Source organism: Citrobacter sp. RHB20-C16 (genome assembly GCF_013890155.1).
Taxonomy (GTDB): Bacteria; Pseudomonadota; Gammaproteobacteria; order Enterobacterales; family Enterobacteriaceae; genus Citrobacter_A; species Citrobacter_A amalonaticus.
This window is the reverse complement of the sequence record NZ_CP057630.1, coordinates 3166276-3192123: the sequence shown is the minus strand read 5'-3', so window position 1 is coordinate 3192123 and position 25848 is coordinate 3166276. Positions and strand designations below refer to the sequence as shown.

Sequence of the window (25848 nt, the reverse complement as noted above, 5' to 3'; positions counted from 1 at the left end):
GTCTGTTTCCAGAAAATATTGTGAATAACCCTATAAAGATTCAACGTATTTTTAACGTTTTTAAAATCTTAATATAATTTATAAACAATATTTAAATATTATTACTGAAGTGTTAACGTTGGTGCCGCTCGATTTTCACCTGCAAAAAAGCAAAAAAACGATACTAAAAGTAAGGCATTAACCATATGAAAAAAGTGACTGCCATGCTCTTCTCGATGGCCGTAGGGCTGAATGCTGTCTCGATGGCGGCAAAAGCGAAAGCGACGGAAGAGCAGGAGACGGACGTACTGTTGATCGGCGGCGGCATCATGAGCGCCACACTGGGAACTTATCTACAGGAACTGGAACCCGACTGGTCGATGACCATGGTGGAGCGCCTGGACGGTGTCGCGCAAGAGAGTTCAAACGGCTGGAACAATGCCGGTACCGGGCACTCTGCGCTGATGGAGTTGAACTACACACCAAAGAAAGCCGACGGGAGTATCAGTACCGAAAAGGCAGTCGAAATTAACGAAGCTTTCCAGATTTCCCGCCAGTTCTGGGCGCATCAGGTCAAGAGTGGCGTGATGCACAACCCGCGCACCTTCATCACCACCGTTCCGCACATGAGCTTCGTCTGGGGTGAAGAGAACGTCAACTTCCTGCGCGCCCGCTATGCGGCCCTGCAACAAAGCACGCTGTTCCGTGGTATGCGCTACTCCGAAGACCACGCGCAAATCAAAGAGTGGGCACCGCTGGTGATGGAAGGGCGCGATCCGAAACAGAAAGTCGCCGCTACGCGTACCGAAATGGGAACGGACGTGAACTACGGCGAAATTACGCGCCAATTGATTGCTTCGTTGCAGAAAAAGCCTAACTTTGCACTGGAGTTGAGCACCGAAGTCCGTGGATTTAAACGTAACGACGATAATACCTGGACGGTGACCGTCGCCGATCTGAAAAACGGCGAAGCGGAACATAACATCAAAGCCAAATTCGTCTTTATCGGTGCGGGCGGCGCAGCGCTGAAACTGTTGCAGGAAACCGGTATTCCGGAAGCCAAAGAGTACGCAGGCTTCCCGGTTGGTGGGCAATTCCTGGTCGCAGAAAACCCGGACGTGGTGAACCGGCATCTGGCGAAAGTGTACGGTCAGGCTTCCGTCGGCGCGCCGCCGATGTCGGTCCCGCATATCGATACCCGTATTCTGGATGGTAAACGTGTCGTGCTGTTCGGGCCGTTCGCCACCTTCTCCACTAAATTCCTGAAAAACGGTTCGCTATGGGATCTGCTGAGTTCAACCACGCCTTCCAACTTCATGCCGATGGTCAACGTCGGGATGGATAACTTCGATCTGGTGAAATACCTGATTAGCCAGGTGATGCTGAGCGATGATGACCGCTTCGACGCGCTGAAAGAGTACTATCCGCAGGCGAAGAAAGCGGACTGGCGTTTGTGGCAGGCGGGTCAGCGTGTCCAGATCATCAAACGTGATGAAGACAAAGGGGGCGTGCTGCGTCTGGGGACGGAAGTGGTGAGCGACAAAGAGGGGACCGTTGCCGCACTGCTGGGCGCGTCACCGGGCGCATCCACTGCGGCACCGATCATGCTCCATCTGATGGAAACCGTCTTTAAAGAGAAGGTGAGTACGCCGCAATGGCAGGCGAAGCTGAAAACGATTATTCCGTCTTACGGTACAAAACTGAACGGCAACGTTGAGGCGACGCAGCAGGAACTGCAATACACCAGTGAAGTGCTGGGGCTGCAATATGTTCAGCCGCAGACGACGGGCGCGGCACCAAAAGCGCAGCTTAAACCACAGGCTCAGCCTGCGCGTAAAGAAGTGGCAGATATCGCACTGTAACGGTATTGCCGGATGGCGCTGTGCCGCCATCCGGCATCATCAGAGACTTAACGCGTTACCGCGTTCTGCACGTTATCTTCCGCTTTCCAGATGCGGAATTTCACATCAACATTTGCCGGGGTATACACCACGATCGGCAACTTGCTGTTGTAACGCAGCATACCGTCATTACCCAGATAGGCGGTCACAAATTTCTGCTCTTTTTTGCCATCCGGACAGGCCATCATGGTCGATACCGGGGAGGTGACTTTATTAAAGACGTAGTAGTCATAACCCCAACCTTCCAGCGTTTTGCTTTCCAGCTCGCCGCCCAGGCGATGCTGATTGCAGTCGACTTCCAGCGTCTGTCCGATCATTAGTTCCACTTTAAGAGTAGATTCATCTTCCTGATGGGGTAGCTGAATAACCTGGCGCTTCATGCCTTTTTCCGCCTGCGGCCAGGGGGCGATTTTTTCCAGCGGTTGCGGATTAGCTTCCGTGGAGGCCGCCCACACAGAGGTGCTGGCGAAAGCAGCGAACAAAACGGCAGGAACCATTGTCTTTATTTTTGAGTTCACAGGTTTTCCTTTTTTATCTTATGAACGATTTCACGGCAGATTAACATATAGACCAGAATCATTGATCTGTCTTTACGTATTTTTAAAGTCTATTTACTGTGGTTATGTAAATTGGTTGGTTATTTATTCTTGTTTTTGCCGTTTGTTTTGGTTAATTATCCCGGCAATCATTGCGATATATAAAATATTACATAACCATTTGATCTGTGCGGAGAAGCACATTCTGACAAGCTTCATTAACACTCTTTTGATCCAACCACTGGTTTTACCCCGATTGGGGTATGCACCTGGAACACATCCTTTACTATCTTACCGATCATAATAATGACTTAGTAGTAACGCGGTTTTTATTGTCGTTCACCCAGCCGGGGGAGCGTCGTTTATGGAAGGGCGATGCCATGGTTGATCTATCCCGTCGAGGCATACTGACTGGCAGTTGGCGTAGTGCCAATCGTGGGATTCGTCCGCCGTGGATCATGGAAGCATCCCAGTTTCTGTCCCAGTGCACCCGTTGCGACGCCTGTATTCAGGCTTGTGAACACGATGTTTTGCAGCGTGGCCCGGGTGGCTATCCGAGCGTTAATTTCCAACAAAGCGAATGCACCTTCTGCTACGCCTGCGCGCAGGCTTGCCCTGAATCTCTCTTTTCTCCGCGCCACACCAGGGCATGGGATCTGATTTTCACCATTGGGCAAGCGTGTCTGGCGTATCAGTCCGTAGAGTGCCGCCGCTGTCAGGATAGCTGTGAACCGCAGGCGATCCTGTTTCGCCCAACGTTGTCCGGCATTTATCAGCCACAACTCGATAACCAGAACTGTAACGGATGCGGCGCGTGTGTCGCCAGTTGCCCGGTGTCAGCCATTACCGCGGAGTATAACCATGCACATTAACTGGCAGGTCTGCAGCCTGATTGTTCAGGCCAAAGGCGAACAAGTACAGGATATTAGCACGCAGCTAAATGCTTTGCCGGGCTGCGAAGTGGCCGTAAGCGACGAGCAAAGCGGCCAGATGATTGCGGTGGTTGAAGCAGAACACAGCGAAACGCTGATGCAAACAATTGAGTCGGTACGCAACGTTGCGGGCGTGCTGGCGGTGTCGCTGGTTTATCACCAGCAGGAAGAACAAGGTGAGGAAACACCATGAAACTCAGTCGTCGTAGCTTTATGAAAGCTAACGCCGTTGCGGCCGCTGCGGCGGCTGCCGGGCTAAGCGTACCGGGCGTTGCCCGCGCAGTTGTCGGTCAACAGGAAGCCATTAAGTGGGATAAAGCCCCGTGCCGTTTTTGTGGTACAGGCTGTGGCGTGCTGGTCGGCACTCAGCAGGGGCGTATTGTCGCCTGTCAGGGTGATCCGGAAGCCCCGGTTAACCGTGGTCTGAACTGCATCAAGGGCTATTTCCTGCCCAAAATTATGTACGGAGAGGACCGTTTAACGCAGCCATTGCTGCGTATGAAAGACGGTAAGTACAGCAAAGACGGTGAATTTACGCCGATCAGCTGGGATCAGGCTTTCGATGTGATGGAAGAGAAGTTTAAAACCGCGCTGAAAGAGAAAGGCCCGGAGTCTGTCGGCATGTTTGGTTCCGGCCAGTGGACCATCTGGGAAGGTTACGCCGCCTCCAAACTGTTTAAAGCGGGCTTGCGCTCGAACAACCTCGATCCCAACGCGCGTCACTGCATGGCCTCAGCGGTGGTAGGCTTTATGCGTACCTTTGGCATGGACGAACCGATGGGCTGCTACGATGATATCGAGCATGCCGATGCGTTTGTCCTGTGGGGCTCGAACATGGCGGAAATGCACCCGATCCTCTGGTCGCGCATTACCAACCGTCGTCTCTCCGATCCGAATGTTAACGTCTCCGTGCTGTCTACCTTCCAGCACCGTAGCTTCGAGCTGGCGGACAACGGGATGGTGTTTACGCCACAGTCTGACCTGGTGATCCTCAACTACATCGCTAACTACATCATTCAAAACAACGCGATTAATCAGGACTTCTTCAGCAAACACGTCAACGTCCGCAAAGGGGCAACGGATATCGGTTACGGCCTGCGTCCGACGCATCCGCTGGAAAAAGCCGCGAAAAACCCAGGCTCTGATGCTTCTGAGCCGATGAGCTTTGAAGACTACAAAGCGTTTGTGGCTGAATACACGCTGGATAAAACCGCTGAAATGACCGGCGTGCCGAAAGATCAGCTGGAGCAACTGGCGAAGCTGTATGCCGACCCGAACAAGAAAGTCATCTCTTACTGGACGATGGGCTTCAACCAGCATACGCGCGGCGTGTGGGCCAACAACCTGATCTACAACATTCACCTGCTGACTGGCAAAATCGCGCAGCCGGGGTGTGGACCGTTCTCACTGACCGGTCAGCCTTCTGCCTGTGGTACCGCGCGTGAAGTGGGAACCTTTGCCCACCGTCTGCCGGCGGACATGGTGGTCACTAACGAAAAACACCGTGAGATCTGTGAAAAGCACTGGAATATCCCGGCTGGAACCATTCCGGCGAAAATCGGTCTCCACGCAGTTGCCCAGGACCGGGCATTGAAAGACGGTAAGCTGAACGTCTACTGGACGATGTGTACCAACAATATGCAGGCCGGTCCGAACATCAACGAAGATCGTCTGCCGGGCTGGCGCGATCCACGCAACTTTATCATTGTCTCCGATCCGTACCCGACCGTCAGCGCGCTGGCCGCGGACCTGATCCTGCCAACCGCAATGTGGGTGGAGAAAGAAGGGGCTTACGGTAACGCCGAGCGTCGTACCCAGTTCTGGCGTCAACAGATTAAAGCGCCGGGCGAATCGAAATCCGATCTGTGGCAACTGGTTCAGTTCTCGCGTCGTTTTAAAACGGAAGAGGTCTGGCCGGAAGAGCTGCTGGCACAGAAACCGGAACTGCGCGGCAAAACCCTGTACGACGTGCTGTTTGCCACCCCTGCGGTGAGCAAGTTCCCGTTGACGGAGTTGAAAGAGGATCAGCTTAACGACGAATCTCGTGAGCTGGGCTTCTATCTGCAAAAAGGGCTGTTTGAAGAGTACGCCTGGTTTGGTCGTGGACACGGTCACGATCTCGCCCCGTTCGATGACTATCACAAGGCGCGCGGCCTTCGCTGGCCGGTGGTTGACGGGAAAGAGACGCAGTGGCGCTACAGCGAAGGCAACGATCCATACGTCAAAGCAGGTGAAGGCTACAAGTTCTACGGTAAGCCAGACGGTAAAGCGGTGATCTTCGCGCTGCCGTTTGAACCGGCCGCAGAAGCGCCGGATGCCGAGTACGACCTGTGGCTTTCCACGGGGCGTGTACTGGAGCACTGGCATACCGGCAGTATGACGCGCCGCGTGCCGGAACTGCACCGTGCGTTCCCGGAAGGGGTTCTGTTTATCCATCCGCTGGATGCGAAAAAACGGGATATGCGCCGTGGCGACAAGGTCAAAGTGATCTCACGTCGTGGTGAGGTGATTTCCATTGTTGAAACCCGTGGACGTAACCGTCCGCCGCAGGGGCTGGTCTACATGGCGTTCTTCGACGCCGCACAGCTGGTGAATAACCTGACGCTGGATGCGACGGATCCGCTCTCTAAAGAGACGGATTTCAAGAAGTGCGCCGTGAAACTGGCGAAGGTGTAACACGCCATGTCCAGGTCAGCGAAACCCCAAAATGGCCGCCGCCGCTTTCTGCGCGATGTTGTTCGCACTGCAGGCGGACTGGCTGCCGTTGGCGTGGCGCTGGGGTTACAGCAGCAAACCGCACGGGCTACAGGCGTGCGGTTGCGCCCGCCTGGGGCCGTGAACGAGAACGCCTTTGCCAGCGCCTGCGTGCGCTGCGGGCAGTGCGTTCAGGCATGTCCGTATGACACCTTAAAACTGGCGACGCTCGCATCAGGGTTGTCGGCGGGGACGCCGTATTTTGTTGCCCGCGAGATCCCGTGCGAGATGTGTGAAGACATTCCGTGCGCCAAAGTCTGCCCCAGCGGGGCGCTGGACCGGGAGATTGCCTCCATTGACGATTCGCGGATGGGGCTGGCGGTGCTGCTGGATCAGGAAAATTGCCTGAACTTCCAGGGATTACGCTGCGACGTCTGTTATCGAGAATGCCCAAAAATCGATGAGGCTATCACGCTGGAACTGGATCGCAACATGCGAACCGGCAAACATGCGCGATTTATCCCGACCGTTCACAGTGACGCCTGCACGGGTTGCGGGAAATGTGAAAAAGTCTGCGTGCTGGAACAGCCGGCAATAAAAGTGTTGCCGCTGTCGCTAGCGAAAGGGGAGTTGGGTCACCATTACCGCTTCGGCTGGCTGGAGGGGAACGATGGCAAATCGTAAACGTGATGCCGGGCGTGAAGCGCAGGCGAAAAAAGGCGTCTGGCGGAGTCATCGCTGGCTGATTTTCCGCCGGCTCTGTCAGTTTATGGTGCTGGGGATGTTTCTGAGCGGCCCGTGGTTTGGCGTGTGGATCCTGCATGGGAATTACTCCAGCAGCCTGTTGTTGGAGTCGATCCCGTTGACCGATCCGCTCATCACCCTGCAAAGCTTGGCGAGCGGTCATCTGCCTGTGGCGGTGGCGCTAACAGGTGCGGCGATTATTACCGTGCTTTATGCCCTGGCAGGAAAGCGATTGTTTTGCGGTTGGGTTTGCCCGCTGAACCCGATTACCGATTTTGCGGCCTGGCTACGCAGAAGGTTTGACCTGAATCAGTCCGCAACCATTCCACGTCATATACGGTACGTACTTCTGGTTGTCGTGCTGGTGGGTTCAGCACTGACCGGGACGCTACTGTGGGAATGGATTAACCCTGTTTCACTGCTGGGGCGTAGCCTGGTGATGGGATTCGGTAGCGGCGCACTGCTGATTATCGCTCTGTTTTTATTTGATTTGCTGGTCGTTGAACACGGCTGGTGCGGGCATCTTTGTCCTTTAGGCGCACTGTATGGCGTGCTGGGTAGCCAGGGCGTATTAACCGTTGCGGCGCAAGACCGACAGAAATGTAACCGCTGTATGGACTGTTTTCATGTTTGCCCGGAACCGCATGTATTACGTGCCCCGGTGCTGGATGAGCAAAGCCCGGTGCAGGTCACCAGCCGCGATTGCATGGCCTGCGGTCGCTGCGTGGATGTCTGTTCTGAGGACGTATTTACAATAACTACACGATGGAGTTCGGGAGCGAAATCATGAAAAGCCATGACCTGAAGAAAGCGCTGTGTCAATGGACAGCCCTGCTGGCCCTGGTGGTGAGCGGTGCGGTTTGGGCGGCAAACGGAGTGGATCTTAGCCAGTCTCCGGAAGTGTCGGGGACACAGGAAGGGGCGATTCGCATGCACAAAGAGCAAGAGCGTATGCCGCTGAATTACGTGAATCAGCCGCCGATGATTCCCCATAGCGTCGATGGTTACCAGGTGACCACTAACACCAACCGCTGCCTGCAATGCCACGGCGTTGAAAGCTATCGTACCACCGGCGCGCCGCGTATTAGTCCGACGCACTTTATGGACAGCGACGGCAAAGTGCTGGCCGAAGTGGCGCCGCGTCGTTACTTCTGTCTGCAGTGTCACGTGCCGCAGACTGACGCCCCGCCGATTGTGGGTAACACCTTTACCCCATCGAAAGGTTACGGGAAATAAGAGGTTATTATGGAAAATGCTAACCGTAAACCAGGCCGGATTAAGCGCCTCTGGCAATGGTGGCGTCGCCCCAGTCGCCTGGCGCTGGGTACGCTGCTGTTAATCGGGTTCGTCGGCGGGATTATTTTCTGGGGTGGATTTAACACCGGGATGGAAAAGGCCAACACCGAAGAGTTCTGCATTAGCTGCCACGAAATGCGCAATACCGTGTATCAGGAATACATGGAAACCGTACACTACAACAACCGTAGCGGTGTGCGTGCGACCTGTCCTGACTGCCACGTACCACACGAGTTTGTGCCGAAAATGATCCGTAAGATCAAGGCCAGTAAAGAACTGTACGCAAAAGCATTGGGACTGATTGATACCCCGCAGAAGTTCGAAGCGCATCGTCTGACGATGGCACAGAATGAATGGCGAAGAATGAAAGATAACAATTCTCAGGAGTGTCGTAACTGTCACAACTTTGACTTCATGGACTTAACGGCCCAGAAGAGTGTCGCCGCAAAAATGCACGATCAGGCGGTGAAAGACGGGCAAACCTGTATTGACTGCCATAAGGGGATTGCGCATAAGCTCCCCGATATGCGCGACGTCAAACCGGGCTTCTGACGGGATGGTAATGAGTGGGTAGTATGCTTGAAGCCAGAAAGCTCCTCTGTGAGCGGGATGAACGAGTCCTGTTTAGCGATTTGTCATTCCAGGTCAACGCCGGGGAGTGGATACAGGTCACCGGCGGCAACGGCGCAGGGAAAACCACCCTGTTGCGGTTGCTGACAGGACTTTCTCGTCCTGATGCCGGTGAGGTGTGCTGGCAGGAGCAACCGCTACATCGTGTGCGGGACAGCTACCATCAAAATTTGTTGTGGATTGGCCATCAGCCGGGGATCAAAACCCGGCTGACGGCGTTGGAGAACCTGCGTTTTTTCCATCAGGACGGCGATATCGCGAAATGTCTCGCGGCGCTGGCGCAGGCCGGTCTTGCCGGTTACGAAGATATCCCTGTTAACCAGCTTTCTGCCGGACAGCAGCGCCGGGTGGCGTTAGCGCGTCTCTGGCTGACCCGCGCCACGCTCTGGATCCTCGACGAACCCTTTACCGCCATTGATGTGAACGGCGTTGAACGCCTGACGCAGCGGATGGCGCAGCATACCGAAGAAGGTGGGATCGTTATCCTCACCACCCACCAGCCAATGAACGTTGCTACAGACCGTATTCGCCGGATTGCGCTGACTCACGAGAGGGCAGGGCAATGATGTGGCGTATCTTCCGTCTCGAACTGCGCGTTGCCTTTCGCCATAGCGCGGAAATTGCCAACCCGCTGTGGTTCTTCCTGATTGTTATTACGCTGTTCCCGCTGAGCATTGGGCCGGAACCACAGCTGCTGGCGCGCATTGCGCCGGGGATTATTTGGGTTGCTGCACTGCTGGCCTCGCTGCTGGCGCTGGAGCGACTGTTTCGCGATGACCTGCAGGACGGCAGCCTTGAGCAACTGATGCTGCTGCCAATCCCATTACCGATGGTGGTGCTGGCAAAAGTGATGGCCCACTGGATGGTCACCGGTCTGCCGCTATTGATCCTCTCTCCGCTGGTGGCATTGCTGCTGGGGATGGACCTCTACGGCTGGAAAATTATGGCGCTGACTCTACTGCTGGGGACGCCGACGTTGAGCTTTCTCGGCGCACCAGGGGTGGGGTTAACGGTCGGGTTAAAGCGCGGCGGTGTATTGCTGAGCGTACTGGTACTGCCGTTGACCATTCCCTTGTTGATTTTTGCGACTGCCGCGATGGATGCGGCATCCATGCATCTTCCAGTGGATGGATACATGGCGATTTTGGGCGCGTTACTGGCAGGTAGCGCGACGTTAAGTCCTTTTGCAACGGCGGCGGCGTTACGCATTAGTTTGCAGTAATGAGTTGCCTGATGGCGCTGCGCTTTTCAGGCCGACAAGAGCCGGGTTTTTAGGTCGGATAAGGCATCAGCCGCTATCCGGCATGACGGTAACTTTATTCGTTTGAGTCTGGTGACTGAACTATGTGGAAAACACTTCATCAACTGGCTATGCCCCCACGGCTGTATCAGCTTTGTGGCTATTTTGTGCCGTGGCTGGCCGTCGCCTGCCTCCTGGTTCTGGCGACGGGCTGGATCTGGGGGTTCGGTTTTGCGCCGGCGGATTACCAGCAGGGGCAGAGCTACCGCATTATTTATCTGCACGTTCCGGCGGCGATCTGGTCAATGGGGATTTATGCCTCGATGGCGGTAGCCGCGTTTATCGGTCTGGTCTGGCAGATGAAGATGGCGAACCTGGCGCTGGCTGCAATGGCGCCGATTGGCGCGGTGTTTACGTTTATTGCGCTGGTCACCGGCTCGGCCTGGGGTAAACCGATGTGGGGTACCTGGTGGGTGTGGGATGCGCGGCTGACGTCAGAACTGGTGCTGCTGTTTCTCTACGTCGGCGCAATTGCTCTGTGGCACGCCTTTGATGACCGTAAGATGGCGGGGCGCGCGGCGGGGATCCTGGTGCTGATTGGCGTGGTGAACCTGCCGATCATTCACTATTCGGTGGAGTGGTGGAACACGCTGCATCAGGGCTCGACCCGTATGCAACAAAGCATCGATCCGGCCATGCGCACGCCGCTGCGGCTGGCGATTGTCGGCTATCTGCTGCTGTTTATCACGCTGTCGCTGATGCGGATGCGTAACCTGATTCTGATAATGGAAAAACGTCGCCCGTGGGTGAGTGAACTGATCTTAAAAAGAGGCCGCCAATGACCACTGCATTTGCATCCTGGAGTGATTTTTTTGCGATGGGCGGCTACGCCTTTTACGTCTGGCTGGCTGTGGCGCTGAGCGTCATCCCGCTGGCAGTGCTGGTCATTCATACCGTGACGCAGCATCGCGCAATTTTGCGTGATGTCTCCCGTCAGCGGGCGCGTGAAGCCCGCCTGCGTGCAGCGCAGACACAACGGGAGGCGGCGTGAATATTCGACGTAAGAACCGTTTATGGATTGCCTGCGGCGTGCTTGTCGGGTTAGCGCTGACGATTACGCTGGTGCTGTATGCGCTGCGCGCCAACATCGACCTGTTCTACACGCCAGGCGAGATTCTCTACGGCAAGCGCGAAACACAGCAAATGCCGGAAGTGGGCCAGCGGCTGCGAGTAGGTGGTATGGTTATGCCCGGCAGCGTCAAGCGCGACCCCAACTCGCTGAAGGTGAATTTCAGCATCTATGATGCCGAAGGCGTGGTGGATGTGACCTACGAAGGCATTCTGCCGGACCTGTTCCGTGAAGGACAAGGCGTGGTGGTGCAGGGGGAACTTGGCGAGAAAAACCATATTCAGGCGAAAGAAGTCCTCGCCAAGCACGATGAAAACTACACGCCGCCGGAAGTTGAAAAAGCGATGCAGGATAACCACCGCCGTCCCGAGAGCGTCTATAAGGATAAAACATCATGATGCCTGAAATTGGCAATGCGCTGTTATGCCTGGCACTGGGCGTTGCGTTGTTACTCTCAGTCTATCCGCTGTGGGGCGTGGCGCGAGGCGATGCGCGGATGATGGCGTCGGCAAGACCGTTTTCCTGGCTGTTGTTTATCCTCGTGATGGGCGCCTTTCTGGTGCTGGTCAACGCCTTTGTAGTGAATGATTTCACCGTCGTTTACGTCGCCAGTAACTCCAACACGCAGCTGCCGGTCTGGTACCGCGTCGCCGCCACCTGGGGGGCGCATGAAGGCTCGCTGCTGCTGTGGGTGTTGCTGATGAGCGGCTGGACCTTTGCCGTCGCGCTGTTTTCCCAGCGGATGCCGTTGGTTATCGTCGCCCGCGTACTTGCGGTGATGGGGATGGTTAGCGTCGGTTTTCTGTTGTTCATCCTGTTTACCTCCAACCCGTTCACCCGCACGCTGCCGAATTTCCCGATAGAAGGGCGCGATCTCAACCCGTTGTTGCAGGATCCTGGGCTTATCTTCCATCCGCCGCTGCTGTATATGGGCTATGTTGGTTTCTCGGTCGCCTTCGCGTTCGCTATCGCGGCGTTGATGAGCGGTCGCCTGGACAGCACTTTCGCCCGTTTTTCCCGTCCATGGACGCTGGCCGCGTGGGTTTTCCTGACGCTGGGGATTGTGCTGGGTTCAGCATGGGCGTATTACGAACTGGGCTGGGGAGGCTGGTGGTTCTGGGATCCGGTGGAAAATGCCTCGTTTATGCCATGGTTAGTGGGAACCGCACTGATGCACTCGCTGGCGGTCACTGAACAGCGCGGCAGTTTCAAGGCGTGGACGCTACTGCTCTCCATCTGCGCGTTTTCGCTCTGTCTGTTGGGGACGTTCCTCGTGCGTTCGGGCGTGCTGGTGTCGGTGCATGCGTTTGCTTCCGACCCGTCTCGCGGGATGTTCATTCTGGCCTTCATGGTGCTGGTCATCGGCGGCTCGCTGCTGCTGTTTGCCACGCGAGGACATAAGGTTCGCTCCCGGGTCAATAACGCCCTCTGGTCGCGTGAATCGCTGCTGCTCGGTAATAACGTGCTGCTGATTGCCGCCATGCTGGTCGTGCTGCTCGGCACGCTGCTGCCGCTGGTGCATAAGCAACTCGGTCTGGGCAGTATCTCTATTGGCGAACCGTTTTTTAATACCATGTTTACCTGGCTGATGGCGCCGTTTGCCCTGCTGTTGGGTGTTGGCCCGCTGGTCCGCTGGGGACGCGATCGACCGCGTAAACTGCAACGACTGCTGGTTATCGCGCTGGTCAGCACCCTCGTACTCTCTCTGCTGCTGCCGTGGCTGTTTGAGAACAAGATTGTCGCCATGACCGTAGTCGGGCTGGCAATGGCCTGCTGGGTGTTTGTGCTGGCGATGGCGGAGCTTGCGCAGCGAATTTCACGTGGCGCGAAAATGACGCTGAGCTACTGGGGAATGGTGGCCGGGCACGTCGGCCTGGCGGTGACAATTGTCGGCATCGCCTTCAGCCAGAACTACAGCGTCGAGCGCGATGTTCGCATGAAAGCCGGTGACAGCGTCGATATTCATGAATATCGCTTCACCTTCCGTGAAGTGAAGGATATCACCGGACCAAACTATCGCGGTGGTGTGGCGATTATCAGCGTGACCCGTGATGGCAAGGCAGAAGCAACGTTGCACGCTGAAAAACGGTTCTACAACAGCACCAGTTCGATGATGACGGAAGCGGCGATTGATGGTGGCATCACCCGCGATCTGTACGCCGCGCTCGGTGAAGAGCTGGATAACGGCGCGTGGGCTGTTCGTCTATATTACAAACCGTTTATTCGCTGGATCTGGGCGGGTGGGATATTGATGGCGCTGGGAGGGCTGTTATGCCTGTTTGACCCGCGTTATCGCAAACGCGTACAACCGCAAAAATCGGCGTCGGAGGCGGTATGAAGCGCAACGTACTTTTGATTCCCTTTGTGATTTTTCTCGTGATTGCCGCAGCGCTGCTGTGGCAACTGGCGCGTAACGCAGAAGGCGACACGCCGACGAATCTGGAGTCGGCGCTGATTGGGAAACCGGTACCGACTTTCCGGCTTGAGTCGCTGGAGAACCCCGGTAAGCATTATGAGGCAGACGTGCTGACTCAGGGTAAACCGGTCTTACTCAACGTCTGGGCAACGTGGTGTCCGACCTGCCGCGCTGAGCATCAGTACCTGAACCAGCTGTCGGCACAGGGGATTCGCGTAGTGGGGCTGAATTATAAAGACGATCGCCAGAAGGCCATCGTCTGGCTGAAAGAGTTGGGCAATCCTTACGCGCTGAGCCTGTTTGACGGCGACGGTATGCTGGGCCTGGATCTTGGGGTCTATGGCGCGCCGGAAACCTTCCTGATCGACGGTAAAGGCATTATTCGCTATCGGCATGCCGGGGATTTGAACGCCCGCGTCTGGGAGAGTGAAATCAAGCCGCTGTGGGAGAAATACAGTAAGGAGGCCGGGCAATGAGAATTTTGCTGAGTGTGCTGATGCTGCTGTTTTCTGCTAACGCGCTGGCCACCATTGATGTGATGCAGTTTAAGGATGAGACCCAGGAGCAACAATTCCGCCAGTTGACTGAACAGCTGCGCTGTCCAAAATGCCAGAACAACAGCATCGCGGATTCCAATTCGATGATTGCGACCGACCTGCGGCAGAAAGTCTATGAGCTGATGCAGGAAGGGAAAAGTCAGAAAGAGATCGTCGACTATATGGTGGCGCGCTACGGTAACTTCGTCACCTATGATCCGCCGCTGACACCACTGACTGTCCTGCTGTGGGTGCTTCCCGTGGCGGCAATTGGCGCAGGTGGCTGGATTATCGTTGCCCGTTCGCGTCGGCGGGTACGCCTGAAACAGGAGGTGTTCCCGGATGAGATATCGTTACCGGAGGGTAAACGAGCCGGGCTGGCGGTTTATCTGCCAGGGATAGTGATTGCCGTCATCGTGGGGGCCGTCAGTTATTACCAGACCGGGAGCTATAAGCAGGTGGAAATCTGGCAACTGGCGACGGCACAAAGTCCGGCACTGCTGGAACGCGCGCTGGATCCAAAAGCGCAGCCGCTGGATGAGGAAGAGATGACGCGTCTGGCGCTGGGGCTACGTACTCGTCTGCAAAGTGATGCGACGAACGTAGAAGGCTGGATCATGCTGGGGCGGATCGGAATGGTGCTTGGCAATGCCAGTACCGCTACCGAAGCGTATGCCAACGCCTATCGACTCGATCCGAAGAACAGCGATGCTGCGCTGGGCTATGCCGAGGCGCTGACCCGTTCTTCCGATCCTGATGATAACCGTCGTGGAGGGGAGCTGCTGCGAGAACTGGTGCGTAGCGATCACGCCAATGTGCGGGTTCTGAGCATGTATGCCTTCAACGCCTTTGAGCAGGAGCGTTTTGGCGAGGCGGTTGCCGCCTGGGAGATGATGTTGAAGATGCTGCCAGCGAACGATACGCGTCGTGCGGTGATTGAGCGCAGTATCGCGCAGGCGATGCAGCACTTATCGCCAAAGAGCGAGTAACCACCCGGCCAGATGGCGAGGCACAGGCCCGATAAGCGTAGCGCCATCGGGCATTTGCTGGGCTATTGCATACCGCGGGTTTGTAAAAACACGATGGTCGCGGCAACGCGTGAGCGTACGTTGAGCTTGCGCAGCAGGTTGCGAATATGCACTTTTACGGTTTGTTCGGAAATATTGAGGACCGAGGCAATCTGCTTGTTAGACAGCCCCTGTGCCAGCTCGTGCAACACATCCAGCTCTCGCTCGGTCAGCATGCTGAACGGATCGTCCTCTTCACCAAACATTTCGCGCTCGCGCAGATAATCGCTGACGCGTTCGCTGAAAACTTTGCCGCCATTGGCGCCTGTGCGAATGGCATCCAGCAGAACTTCCGGATCGCTGTCTTTCAGCAGGTAGCCATCTGCGCCGGCGTCAATCAGGGCGTAGATGTCGTTGGCCGAATCCGAAACGGTGAGAATGATGATCTGCGCCGTGATCCCATCGCGGCGCAGGGCGTTCAACGTATCCAGACCGCTCAGCCCTTTCATATTCAGATCAAGCAGGATTAAATCCAGATCGAGACGGTTTGCCAGATCAATCGCCGTTGCACCATCGCCCGCTTCGGCAACCACCTCAAATGTCGGATCCAGTTCCAGTAATTGACGGATACCACGACGCATAAGAGGGTGGTCATCTACCACCAGCACCTGAAAAGGCGTTGCTTCAGGCATAGTTATCTCCCGAGATTTTATTAGAATCATTATTGTTATTCGATCGCGAATCGTCCAGATTCACCGCATCGATAAGAGGGAGAAATATTACCCCAGATTACGCATGGGTAAGAAGTAAAACCTGAAAGATGAAAGGATATTCAGGAGCATAAAAAAACCAGCCCATCAGGGCTGGTTCTTAAGGAGTATTTTGGTCGGCACGAGAGGATTTGAACCTCCGACCCCCGACACCCCATGACGGTGCGCTACCAGGCTGCGCTACGTGCCGACTCGTGGGAGCTAATACTACCGCTTTCCGTACCGAATGCAAGGGGACATCCAGCTAACTGATTAATAATAAATCAGTTAGCGATAAAACGCTTCTCGTCTGTCAGCACCTGTAATAACAGACTCAACTGTGGCTTCTGATCTTTAATCTTCTCGCCGCGTAAATCGTATGTCTGGTACTTGCCGTTGTTGTTCAGCACCAGCGTCATTTCCGGCGTGGTGATTGCCAGCGTACTGAGATCGGCCGCCGTTACCCAGTAGTGACGACGATTGGCATTGAACAGATCCTGCCCCTGCGAATATTCATTAGCCGGCGTGCTGACGTGGAGCAGACGCTGCATCAATGTGGTCATGACGTCTGTGTGATCGGTCAGGCTGTTGATCCGCTGTGCGGGAGTCCCCGGCCAGTGAATAATGAGCGGAACCTGCAGGTGGCCGTGCGACCAGGCGAAGTTTTTCTCTTCATCGCTCAACGCGACGCCGCGACCGGCGGTGATTATCACCACCGTGTTATCCAGTTTACCGGACTCACGCAGTGCGCCGAGCACACGGTTGATCTGCTTATCGACATCTCCCGCCGCGCGAGCGTAGCGGCGAACGAAGTTAGACTGGTTGCTGTCGTCAACGTTGGTGCCGTTAAACGAAACCCATGAGAACCAGCGGTTGTCTTCCTGCGCGTAACGCCCCAGCCAGTTGATCCACTGGCTGGCGGTCTGTTCGTCAGACTGCGTCTGTACGCTTGGCATCGAGAAATCAGACAGTAACGCCTGGCGGTAGAGTGGGCTGGTAAAGCCGTCGGAAGAGAACAGTCCCAGCTGATAGCCTTGCTGATTCAGAGCCGAAATCAGCGCAGCCGGCGTTCGGGTGGACAGAATACCGTCCATATAGCTCGGCGACACGCCGTAAAACAGGCCAAAAATACCGTTATCGGTGGTGTTGCCGGAACTCATGTGGCGCGTGAAGGCAATGTTTTGCCCGGCAAATTCGGCAAGTGCCGGCATCTGCTTTTCATAGCGCGAATAGTTCAGGCCATCGACCGTGATCAGCAGGACGTTTTGCCCGGTTCCCATATCGCGATAGCGTAATTCGCTCAGTGGATACTGCACGGACACCGCTTCCGGATTCCCCTGTTCGACCAGACGGCGCTGATACTCCTGCGCATCCAGCAGGCCATGTTTTTCCAGAAACCGGCGCGCGGTCATCGGATAGGAGAGCGGCAGGTTGGCGCGCTGCATGGTGATCGGACGATAGAAATTGGCATCCGCCCAGATATAGACCACATGTGAAGCAATAAATGACACAAAGAAGAAGGCGGCCAGCGGCTTGGCGAAGTGACGACGACGCGTCAGGCTGCGCAGTTTTTGCCAGCTCCAGGTCGCAAACAGCATTTCAATCAACAAGATAACCGGTACGCTGATAAACATCAGCTGCCAGTCGCGCGCCATTTCATTTTGGTCGGGGTTAATCACCAGTTCCCAGACGATGGGATTAAGATGCAGGTGGAAACGGGTAAACACTTCGCTGTCGATCAGCAGAAGCGTCATTCCGGCCGTCGCCAGAATGGCTGACAGGAAACGCATCAGCCTCTGGGACATCACAATGAACGTCAGCGGGAACAGAATCAGCAGATAGGTGGCAAACACCAGAAAGCTGAAATGGCCGACGATACTCAGATAAGAGTAAACGCGACCGGCCAGCGTTGTCGGCCAGTCGGCGACAAACAGGTAACGGCTGCCGAGCACGATAGCCAGCAGAATGTTGAACAGTGCAAACCAGTGCCCCCAACTAACCATCTGGGAGACTTTTTCACGGTAGCGCTGACGATGAGTTACCATAACGTGTCGTTCGTTTCCCCGAAATCGGCTTTTAGTGCGCTTTGTCGTCGTTAACCGAGGACTGCAATGCGCGGGCAAAAGAGTTCGCAATCGCCTGGCGCTGAGCCGGGGCAATGCTGGTATTAATAAGGTTGGTGACCATGTTTCCCAGCACCATCAGGGAAAGATCAGTCGGTGCCTTATGTTTTTCCAGTACGTTGAGCATCTCGGTGAGCAGCTGTTCAACGTGTTCGTCACTATAGCGGGAGATTTGTGGCATAAATCGACATCAGTTTATTCATGAAAGGGCAACATATTACCGTAGCAACAGTTTTTTTTCCGCTTTTTTATCCTCAATAATTCGCGTTACCGTGCGACAGGCAAAACGGCGCTGCATCTTCTGTTGCGTCGCCTCGCCGGTGGTGGTTGAATACCGCCCGGTCTTTAAGGAGAGTTTATCATGAGTCTGGATATCAACCAGATTGCCCTGCACCAGCTTATCAAGCGTGATGAGCAAAACCTTGAGCTGGTCCTGCGCGATTCATTACTGGAACCGACAAACACCGTTGTCGATATGATGGCTGAACTGCATCGGGTCTATAGCGCGAAAAACAAAGCGTATGGCCTGTTCAGCGAAGAGAGCGAACTGGCGCAAGCGCTGCGCTTACAGCGCCAGGGTGAGGAGGATTTTCTCGCCTTTAGCCGTGCGGCGACCGGACGTTTACGTGACGAGCTCGCCAAATACCCGTTTGCTGACGGCGGCATTGTGCTGTTCTGTCATTATCGCTATCTGGCGGTAGAGTATTTACTGGTGGCGGTGCTGAACAACTTAAGCAGCATGCGCGTCAATGAGAATCTGGATATCAACCCGACGCACTATCTGGATATCAACCATGCGGATATCGTCGCGCGTATCGATCTGACCGAGTGGGAAACCAATCCGGAATCCACCCGCTATCTGACCTTCCTGAAGGGGCGGGTAGGGCGAAAAGTGGCTGACTTCTTTATGGATTTCCTCGGAGCCAGCGAAGGTCTCAACGCCAAGGCGCAAAACCGTGGACTGCTGCAGGCGGTCGATGACTTCACCGCTGAAGCGCAACTGGGTAAGGCCGAGCGCCAGAACGTGCGCCAGCAGGTGTACAGCTACTGCAACGAGCAGCTTCAGGCCGGTGAGGAAATTGAGCTGGAGTCGCTGTCAAAAGAACTTTCTGGCGTCAGTGAAGTGAGTTTTAGCGAGTTTACGGCAGAGAAGGGCTATGAGCTGGAAGAGAGCTTCCCGGCCGATCGCAGCACGCTGCGCCAACTGACCAAATATGCCGGCAGCGGCGGTGGGTTAACCATTAACTTTGACGCGATGCTACTGGGCGAGCGTATTTTCTGGGATCCGGCAACGGATACGTTGACCATTAAAGGCACGCCGCCGAACCTGCGCGATCAGCTTCAGCGCCGTACGTCTGGCGGTAATTAAAAGCCATAAAAAAACCCCGCCGGAGCGGGGTTTTCTTCAACTTGTTGGCGATTACGCGCGAACGAAGTCGATGTGAGTCAGCTTTGGCTTGAACGCGTGACGCTGTACAGCCTGAGCTTTAACTTTTACTTCTTTACCGTCAACAACGATGGTCAGAACGTCGCTATAGAAACCTTCTTTAGCTTGCATGTTCATGATGGAATCGTGGTCCAGTTCGATAGCAATCGGGGCTTCTTTGCCACCGTAGATGATTGCCGGGAACTTGTTAGCGGCACGCAGGCGGCGGCTCGCACCCTTACCCTGCTCTTTACGTACTTCAGCGTTGATAGTAAACATTTAAATCTCTCTTTAATAATTCCTGCTACAGGCGACCCAGCAACAGGTAAGTGATCTGCTTTGCGTATGCAAAAGCGGGCGAGATTCTATCCTCAAACGCCCGTTACATCAATCAAAAGTACGATTAACCGCGTAATTCATGTGCCCGACGGAAACGCCCCTCGTAATCGAATACCTTTTCCCGCACCTGCCAGTACTGGCCTTTCATCCGCGCCACCACAAAGTCGGGATGGCGTAACAAGGGTTGTTGCGCGAGGATATCCGCCGCGGTGATCCAGCGTAGCGGCACACCTGGCGTGCGGGTATGCGGGCGGATAAACAGTTGTTCAAATGCCGTACGTTGGGCAGGGGTTTGCAGGCGAAAGCGCTCGCTAACGTCCGCGCCATCTTCGTCATAGTAGGTGATTTTCAGCCATTCGCCTTTCTCGTCATGGCCGTGCTGCAACGTCATGCCGCTACAGCGGAGCACCAGCGCGTCTTTCAGTTTCAACGCTGCTTTCAGCATGTCGTCGGGATCGACAAGGATCGTATCGCATTCCCGACAGCGGCGAGCGGCAATGTCGTTTTCGGCGTTGCACTGCGGGCAATTTTTAAAGCGGAAGCGAAAATCGCACTGCTCGCGATGTCCTTCATCATCTTCAAACCAACCCTGACAGCGGCGGCCAAAATGTTCGAGCAGCGTACCGTCAGCGGTGGTTTTGCCCCAGAAGGTATTTGCGAAACCGCAGGCCGGGCAGAAGACCTGGACCGGCACGTTATCACTTTTGCCTTTCGGACTCCCCACCTCCGGAGAATAGAGATCGTGCGGATTACCGGCGTAATCCAGAATCAAACAGTCCGTTTTTCCCGGTGCGAGACGCAGGCCGCGACCCACAATTTGTTGGTACAGACTGACTGACTCGGTGGGGCGCAGAATGGCAATGAGATCGACGTGCGGGGCATCGAAGCCCGTGGTTAAGACGGAGACGTTGACCAGATAACGAAAACGCTGAGCCTTAAACGCGTCTATCAGCTCATCACGTTCAGGACCCGGCGTGTCGCCGGTAATCAGCGCGGAATCCGCTTTCGGCAGCAGTCCGGCAATCTCTTTGGCATGCTCGACGGTGGCGGAAAAAATCATCACCCCTTTGCGGGTCTGGGCGAATTCAATAATCTGGCTGATGATATGCGGTGTGATACGCTGCTGCTTTTTCAGCTCACGGTTCAGGTCGGCTTCGCTAAACAGACCGTTGCTTTGCGCCTGCAGGCGGCTGAAATCGTACTGCACCACCGGCATGTCGAGGCGTTCCGGCGGCGTAAGATAGCCGTGCTTAATCATGTAGCGCAGCGGCAGTTCGTAAATGCAGTCGCGAAACAGCGCCTTGTCGTCGCCGCGCACCATACCGTGGTAGTGAAAATGATAGATCCAGCCTTTGCCCAGACGAAAAGGGGTGGCGGTCAGCCCCAGCAGGCGAATGTGGGGATTGGCGTTGCTCAGATGGGTGAGTATCTGCTGATACTGGCTCTCTTCGTCATCGCCGATACGATGGCATTCATCAACAATCAGCAGCGAAAACTCGCTCTGGAAGGCGTCCAGATTGCGAGCCACGGACTGAACGCTGCCGAACACCACTTTACCGTGGCTCTCTTTACGTTTAAGTCCGGCGGCAAAAATATCGGCTTCCAGCCCCAGTGCGCAGTATTTGGCATGGTTTTGCGCCACCAGCTCTTTCACATGCGCCAGAACCAGCACGCGGCCTCTGGCGACGCGCGCCAGTTCAGCAATCACCAGGCTTTTACCGGCGCCAGTGGGCAGAACAATCACCGCAGGCGTGCGATGGCGACGGAAATGGTTGAGCGTGGCATCCACGGCTTCTTGCTGGTAGGGGCGAAGTGTAAAAATCATGGTCTCACAATACGTAACGAACTCGGGTATAGTATGCCACGAATCGTTTTCCCTTGAGGGATGTTGTTAGCCCGCTATACTGGGCAGATAACGGCTCCACTTTTCGGGCGACGCGCCCGACTCCCGTATTTTTACAGGCAAAATCACACTCATGCGACTTGATAAATTTATCGCTCAGCAACTCGGCGTCAGCCGCGCTATTGCCGGGCGTGAAATCCGCGGTAGCCGTGTTACCGTGGATGGTGAAATCATCCGGAATACTGCGTTCAAACTGCTGCCAGAACACGACGTAGCATATGACGGCAACACGCTGGTTCAGCAAAACGGCCCACGTTACTTTATGCTTAATAAACCCCAGGGCTATGTGTGTTCGACGGATGACCCGGATCATCCGACGATCCTGTATTTCCTGGATGAGCCGGTCGCGCATAAATTACACGCTGCGGGTCGCCTGGATATCGACACCACCGGTCTGGTGCTGATGACCGACGACGGGCAGTGGTCGCACCGCATCACCTCTCCGCGTCACCACTGCGAGAAAACGTATCTGGTCACGCTGGAGTCGCCCGTCGCCGAAGATACCGCCGCGCAGTTTGCAAAAGGCGTGCAGTTACATAATGAAAAAGATCTCACCAAACCGGCTGTGCTTGAGGTTATTACCCCGACGCAGGTGCGTCTGACCATCAGCGAAGGACGCTATCATCAGGTGAAACGGATGTTTGCCGCCGTGGGTAACCACGTGGTAGAACTGCACCGCGAGCGGATAGGCGCCATTACCCTTGATGCTGACCTTGAGCCCGGTGAGTATCGCCCTTTGACCGAAGCCGAAATTGCCAGCGTCGGCATGTCGTCCAGCTAAATTCAGGAGTTTTTTGTGACCACCCGGCAGCACTCGTCCTTTGCCATTGTTTTTATTCTCGGTCTGCTGGCGATGTTAATGCCGCTGTCGATCGATATGTACCTTCCGGCGCTACCGGTGATCTCCGAGCAGTTTGGCGTGCCGGCGGGCAGCGCGCAGATGACGCTTAGCACCTATATTCTGGGCTTCGCAGTCGGGCAGCTACTGTATGGGCCGATGGCGGATAGCCTTGGGCGAAAACCGGTGATCCTCGGTGGCACGCTGGTGTTCGCTGCCGCCGCCGTAGCCTGTGCGCTGGCGCAGACCATCGATCAGCTGATTGTGATGCGATTCTTCCACGGTCTGGCTGCAGCCGCTGCCAGCGTGGTGATCAATGCGCTGATGCGCGATATGTATCCTAAAGAAGAGTTCTCCCGCATGATGTCGTTCGTCATGCTGGTGACCACGATTGCACCGCTGATGGCACCAATCATCGGCGGCTGGGTGCTGGTGTGGTTGAGCTGGCACTCTATCTTCTGGATCCTGGCGATCGCCGCGGTTCTGGCCTCTGTCATGATCGCAACGCTCATTAAAGAGACGTTACCGGTTGAAAAGCGCCAGCCGTTCCATATCCGCACGACAATAGGTAACTTTGCCTCGCTGTTTCGCCATAAGCGGGTGCTGAGCTATATGCTGGCAAGCGGCTTTAGCTTTGCCGGGATGTTCTCTTTTCTCAGCGCCGGGCCGTTCGTGTATATCGAAATCAACCACGTATCGCCGCAGGATTTTGGCTACTACTTCGCGCTAAACATCGTCTTTTTATTCATTATGACGATTTTTAACAGTCGCTTCGTACGCCGGATCGGTGCGCTGAACATGTTCCGTACCGGATTGTGGATCCAACTGGCGATGGCGGTGTGGATGGTGCTGAGTGCGCTGTTTGGCATCGGTTTCTGGGCGCTGGTGCTGGGGGTGGCAGTCTTTGTCGGTTGCGTGTCGATGATCTCTTCCAATGCGATGGCGGTGATCCTCGATGAGTTCCCACACATGGCGGGAACGGCCTCATCGCTGGCGGGCACTTTCCGCTTTGGCATTGGCGCGCTTGTTGGCGCGTTACTCTCTCTGGCAACGTTTAACTCAGCCTGGCCGATGATTTGGTCTATTGCCTTCTGTGCAAGCTGTTCAATTTTGTTCTATCTCTATGCGAGCCGCCCGAAAAAACGGTGATCAAATACACAATATGGAAGCCGTTCGGCTTCCTTTGTTGATGTATGTCAACGACAATCCTATCATTCCCCCGATATATGTTTATTTTATGTAAAATCAATTTATGTAAAAAGTCACATCATTGTAGTTAAAAAGGTTGAGTTAGATCGCAGAAACGGGTACATATAGCCCGCGCTCCTGTCCCGACTGGAAATCTCTATTTTAATAAAGGCCATACCCAACATACTGGCCACGCGGGAGAAGGATTGCCACGTTATGCATCCGTTTAAGGACGGATTGTCAATGATGTGTTAATATAGATGTAAATAAATTGTGAAGTGATTGTGCTTCCGGGGAAAGAAAGTGACAACATTACAGCTCTCAATCGTTCATCGCTTACCACAGAACTATCGTTGGTCTGCGGGTTTCGCAGGTTCGAAAGTTGAACCGATTCCGCAAAATGGCCAAAGCGTCGAAAACAGTCTGGTGGCGCTTAAACTGCTGAGTCCGGATGGCGATAGCGCCTGGCCGGTGATGCATAAACTCAGTCAGGCGCTCAGTGATATCGAAGTGCCATGTTCCGTACTGGAATGTGAAGGCGAACCGTGCCTGTTTGTGAATCGCCAGGACGAATTTGCCGCGACTTGTCGTCTGAAAAACTTTGGCGTGGCCATTGCCGAACCGTTTTCTAACAACAATCCATTTTGAGCGTCAGCTTAGCGTGAGAAGTTGACGCGTATACGCCTGTTGCGGTGCGCTAAAGACGCGCTCGCATTGCCCCTGCTCAATAACCTCTCCCTGTTTCAGCACAATCACCTGATGGCATAGCGCACGTACCACGTGCAGATCGTGGCTTATGAAGATATAGGCCAGGCGATGCTTTTGCTGTAGCGATTTCAACAGCGCGAGAATTTGCGCCTGCACGGTCCGGTCGAGAGATGATGTCGGTTCATCAAGAACAATCAATGACGGCTTCAGGATCAGCGCTCTGGCTATCGCAATCCGCTGGCGCTGACCGCCGGAAAACTCCGCCGGATAGCGGTGGCGCGTGTCGGCATCCAGTCCCACTTCCGCCATCACCGCCATGACCTGCTGCTCGCGCTGTTCGGCTGAGAGCGATGGTTGATGAACGCGCAGTCCCTCTTCAATGATTTGTAACACGCTCAGACGCGGATTCAGCGAGGAGTTGGGATCCTGGAAGACCACCTGAATACGATGACGTACGGACAACAACTGTCGGCGGTTAAGATGTTGTAACTGTTGGCCGTCAAATTCTATGCTGCCCTGAGAGGTGATAAGCCGCAGGAGCGCCAGCCCGGTGGTACTTTTCCCTGACCCTGACTCACCAACCAGCCCCAGCGTTTCACCCGGTTGCAGACTGAAACTGATGCCTTTCACCACCTCATTGTTTGCCACCACGCGCTTGAGAATCCCTTTGCGAATGGGGAAGGCGACGCGCAAATCCTCGACCTTTAGCAGAGGTGAATGTCCGGCTGGTAGCGGTACGGGGTCGCCTGTCGGCTCGCTGTTGAGCAATTTCTGCGTATAGGGATGCGTGGGCGCGTGGAGAAGGGGAGCGGCCCGGTTTTGCTCAACGCATTGCCCGTTTTGCATCACCGCTATGCTGTCGGCGAGCTTCCTGACAATACTGAGATTATGGGTGATAAACAGCATCCCCATGTTCAGCTCGCGCTGGAGTTCGCGCAACAGTTGCAGGATCTGCGCCTGTACCGAGACATCCAGCGCGGTAGTCGGCTCGTCGGCGATGAGTAATTCGGGTCGCGTTAACAGCGCCATCGCAATCATCACCCTCTGACGCTCGCCGCCGGAAAGCTGGTGCGGATAATCGCCCAGCCGGGTTGCAGCCTGCCGAATACCGACCCGATCGAGGCAGCTTATTATCTCTGCGCGTGCCGCCTCCCGGCGCATACCGCGGTGCAGGGAAAGGACTTCATAGAGCTGTTTTTCGAGGTTATGGAGCGGGTTCAGCGACACCATCGGCTCCTGAAAAATCATGGCGATCTTGTTGCCGCGCACGCCGCGTAGCGTCTGCTCGCTGGCGTGGAGTAATGACTCGCCGTGAAAACGGATATCGCCGCTAAGATATACGGCGGGCGGCGTGGGCAACAGGCGCAGAATCGACAGTGCGGTAACACTCTTGCCGGAACCGGATTCTCCTACCAGCGCCAGCGTTTCGCCGGCCTCCACGCGCAACGACACCGCGTTAACTACCGTACGAACCGTTTCCTGCTTACGAAATCCCAGCGTCAGATTGTCTATATCGAGCAAAGGTTGCGTCATG

Annotated in this window: 27 protein-coding genes and 1 tRNA gene; 20 read left to right on the top strand and 8 right to left on the bottom strand. The window is 55.2% G+C overall.

What is annotated here, in order from left to right; translation table 11 throughout:
- Positions 1-185 precede the first annotated feature (185 nt).
- On the top strand, positions 186-1841 hold the full coding sequence (gene mqo, locus HVX64_RS15350) for a malate dehydrogenase (quinone) (protein WP_044258592.1): 1656 nt from the start codon (positions 186-188) through the stop codon (positions 1839-1841).
- Positions 1842-1888: 47 nt separating this feature from the next.
- On the opposite strand, the gene eco is transcribed toward mqo, so the two are convergent.
- Positions 1889-2386 (bottom strand): serine protease inhibitor ecotin, encoded by a 498-nt coding sequence (eco, locus tag HVX64_RS15345; RefSeq protein WP_043001880.1) that lies wholly within the window; start codon positions 2384-2386, stop codon positions 1889-1891.
- Positions 2387-2796: 410 nt separating this feature from the next.
- Here eco and napF point away from each other — a divergent pair, with 410 nt between their 5' ends.
- The 15 genes from napF (at position 2797) to HVX64_RS15270 (ending at position 15022) form a co-directional block, all read left to right on the top strand.
- The gene (gene napF / locus HVX64_RS15340; protein WP_043000077.1) at positions 2797-3288 is read left to right on the top strand and encodes a ferredoxin-type protein NapF; all 492 of its coding nucleotides are present in this window, start codon (positions 2797-2799) and stop codon (positions 3286-3288) included.
- Complete coding sequence (napD, locus tag HVX64_RS15335) at positions 3278-3541, top strand: chaperone NapD (RefSeq protein ID WP_043000078.1); 264 nt, start codon at positions 3278-3280, stop codon at positions 3539-3541. The genes napF and napD overlap by 11 nt, the downstream gene beginning before the upstream one ends.
- On the top strand, positions 3538-6024 hold the full coding sequence (gene napA, locus HVX64_RS15330; protein ID WP_044258593.1) for a nitrate reductase catalytic subunit NapA: 2487 nt from the start codon (positions 3538-3540) through the stop codon (positions 6022-6024). The genes napD and napA overlap by 4 nt, the downstream gene beginning before the upstream one ends.
- A gap of 6 nt (positions 6025-6030) precedes the next feature.
- Complete coding sequence (gene napG / locus HVX64_RS15325; RefSeq protein WP_043000080.1) at positions 6031-6726, top strand: ferredoxin-type protein NapG; 696 nt, start codon at positions 6031-6033, stop codon at positions 6724-6726.
- Positions 6713-7576, top strand: coding sequence for a quinol dehydrogenase ferredoxin subunit NapH (napH, locus tag HVX64_RS15320; protein ID WP_044258594.1), 864 nt, complete (start codon positions 6713-6715; stop codon positions 7574-7576). The genes napG and napH overlap by 14 nt, the downstream gene beginning before the upstream one ends.
- Positions 7573-8022, top strand: a complete 450-nt coding sequence (napB, locus tag HVX64_RS15315; protein WP_042317908.1) for a nitrate reductase cytochrome c-type subunit — start codon at positions 7573-7575, stop codon at positions 8020-8022. The genes napH and napB overlap by 4 nt, the downstream gene beginning before the upstream one ends.
- 9 nt (positions 8023-8031) lie before the next feature.
- Positions 8032-8634 (top strand): cytochrome c-type protein NapC, encoded by a 603-nt coding sequence (gene napC / locus HVX64_RS15310; protein WP_043000082.1) that lies wholly within the window; start codon positions 8032-8034, stop codon positions 8632-8634.
- A 23-nt stretch (positions 8635-8657) separates the two neighbouring features.
- Complete coding sequence (gene ccmA / locus HVX64_RS15305) at positions 8658-9278, top strand: cytochrome c biogenesis heme-transporting ATPase CcmA (RefSeq protein WP_042317910.1); 621 nt, start codon at positions 8658-8660, stop codon at positions 9276-9278.
- Positions 9275-9934 (top strand): heme exporter protein CcmB, encoded by a 660-nt coding sequence (gene ccmB, locus HVX64_RS15300; protein ID WP_043000084.1) that lies wholly within the window; start codon positions 9275-9277, stop codon positions 9932-9934. The genes ccmA and ccmB overlap by 4 nt, the downstream gene beginning before the upstream one ends.
- 122 nt (positions 9935-10056) lie before the next feature.
- Positions 10057-10794 carry a heme ABC transporter permease gene (locus tag HVX64_RS15295; RefSeq protein ID WP_044258596.1) on the top strand — a complete coding sequence of 246 codons (738 nt, stop codon included), beginning with the start codon at positions 10057-10059 and terminating at the stop codon, positions 10792-10794.
- A complete protein-coding gene (gene ccmD, locus HVX64_RS15290; protein WP_043000086.1) occupies positions 10791-11003 on the top strand; it encodes a heme exporter protein CcmD in 213 nt (70 codons plus the stop codon). The genes HVX64_RS15295 and ccmD overlap by 4 nt, the downstream gene beginning before the upstream one ends.
- Positions 11000-11479, top strand: a complete 480-nt coding sequence (gene ccmE / locus HVX64_RS15285; RefSeq protein WP_043000087.1) for a cytochrome c maturation protein CcmE — start codon at positions 11000-11002, stop codon at positions 11477-11479. The genes ccmD and ccmE overlap by 4 nt, the downstream gene beginning before the upstream one ends.
- A complete protein-coding gene (locus HVX64_RS15280; RefSeq protein ID WP_181825047.1) occupies positions 11476-13419 on the top strand; it encodes a heme lyase CcmF/NrfE family subunit in 1944 nt (647 codons plus the stop codon). The genes ccmE and HVX64_RS15280 overlap by 4 nt, the downstream gene beginning before the upstream one ends.
- Entirely contained in the window at positions 13416-13973 is a 558-nt protein-coding gene (gene dsbE, locus HVX64_RS15275; protein WP_043000089.1) for a thiol:disulfide interchange protein DsbE, read from the top strand. The genes HVX64_RS15280 and dsbE overlap by 4 nt, the downstream gene beginning before the upstream one ends.
- Complete coding sequence (locus tag HVX64_RS15270; protein WP_044258601.1) at positions 13970-15022, top strand: cytochrome c-type biogenesis protein CcmH; 1053 nt, start codon at positions 13970-13972, stop codon at positions 15020-15022. Before dsbE ends, HVX64_RS15270 begins: the two co-directional genes overlap by 4 nt.
- Positions 15023-15084: 62 nt before the next feature.
- Here HVX64_RS15270 and narP read toward each other — a convergent pair whose 3' ends face one another.
- The 4 genes from narP to HVX64_RS15250 form a co-directional block, all read right to left on the bottom strand.
- Positions 15085-15732: a nitrate/nitrite response regulator protein NarP gene (gene narP, locus HVX64_RS15265; protein ID WP_044258603.1), complete on the bottom strand. Its 648-nt coding sequence runs from the start codon at positions 15730-15732 to the stop codon at positions 15085-15087.
- Positions 15733-15923: 191 nt separating this feature from the next.
- Positions 15924-16000 (bottom strand) — tRNA-Pro (locus tag HVX64_RS15260).
- Between the two features lie 73 nt (positions 16001-16073).
- On the bottom strand, positions 16074-17834 hold the full coding sequence (yejM, locus tag HVX64_RS15255; protein ID WP_044258605.1) for an LPS biosynthesis-modulating metalloenzyme YejM: 1761 nt from the start codon (positions 17832-17834) through the stop codon (positions 16074-16076).
- Positions 17835-17865: 31 nt separating this feature from the next.
- Positions 17866-18093, bottom strand: a complete 228-nt coding sequence (locus HVX64_RS15250; RefSeq protein WP_042317936.1) for a YejL family protein — start codon at positions 18091-18093, stop codon at positions 17866-17868.
- Positions 18094-18273: 180 nt separating this feature from the next.
- Here HVX64_RS15250 and yejK point away from each other — a divergent pair, with 180 nt between their 5' ends.
- Positions 18274-19281, top strand: a complete 1008-nt coding sequence (gene yejK / locus HVX64_RS15245; RefSeq protein WP_044258606.1) for a nucleoid-associated protein YejK — start codon at positions 18274-18276, stop codon at positions 19279-19281.
- 51 nt (positions 19282-19332) lie between these two features.
- Here the strand turns inward: yejK and rplY are convergent, their stop codons facing one another.
- Together rplY and HVX64_RS15235 are read right to left on the bottom strand one after the other, a co-directional pair.
- Positions 19333-19617, bottom strand: coding sequence for a 50S ribosomal protein L25 (gene rplY, locus HVX64_RS15240; protein ID WP_043000095.1), 285 nt, complete (start codon positions 19615-19617; stop codon positions 19333-19335).
- Between the two features lie 124 nt (positions 19618-19741).
- Positions 19742-21502 carry a DEAD/DEAH box helicase gene (locus HVX64_RS15235; RefSeq protein WP_044258608.1) on the bottom strand — a complete coding sequence of 587 codons (1761 nt, stop codon included), beginning with the start codon at positions 21500-21502 and terminating at the stop codon, positions 19742-19744.
- A 151-nt stretch (positions 21503-21653) separates the two neighbouring features.
- On the opposite strand from HVX64_RS15235, the gene rsuA reads away from it, so the two are divergent.
- The 3 genes from rsuA to HVX64_RS15220 all read left to right on the top strand — a co-directional run bounded on the left by rsuA (position 21654) and on the right by HVX64_RS15220 (position 24254).
- The gene (rsuA, locus tag HVX64_RS15230; protein ID WP_043000097.1) at positions 21654-22361 is read left to right on the top strand and encodes a 16S rRNA pseudouridine(516) synthase RsuA; all 708 of its coding nucleotides are present in this window, start codon (positions 21654-21656) and stop codon (positions 22359-22361) included.
- A gap of 15 nt (positions 22362-22376) precedes the next feature.
- Positions 22377-23567 carry a Bcr/CflA family multidrug efflux MFS transporter gene (locus HVX64_RS15225; RefSeq protein WP_043000098.1) on the top strand — a complete coding sequence of 397 codons (1191 nt, stop codon included), beginning with the start codon at positions 22377-22379 and terminating at the stop codon, positions 23565-23567.
- A 342-nt stretch (positions 23568-23909) separates the two neighbouring features.
- Positions 23910-24254 (top strand): YejG family protein, encoded by a 345-nt coding sequence (locus HVX64_RS15220; protein WP_043000099.1) that lies wholly within the window; start codon positions 23910-23912, stop codon positions 24252-24254.
- 3 nt (positions 24255-24257) lie between these two features.
- Here the strand turns inward: HVX64_RS15220 and yejF are convergent, their stop codons facing one another.
- Positions 24258-25847, bottom strand: coding sequence for a microcin C ABC transporter ATP-binding protein YejF (gene yejF, locus HVX64_RS15215; protein ID WP_044258610.1), 1590 nt, complete (start codon positions 25845-25847; stop codon positions 24258-24260).
- Between the last annotated feature and the right edge of the window lies 1 nt (position 25848).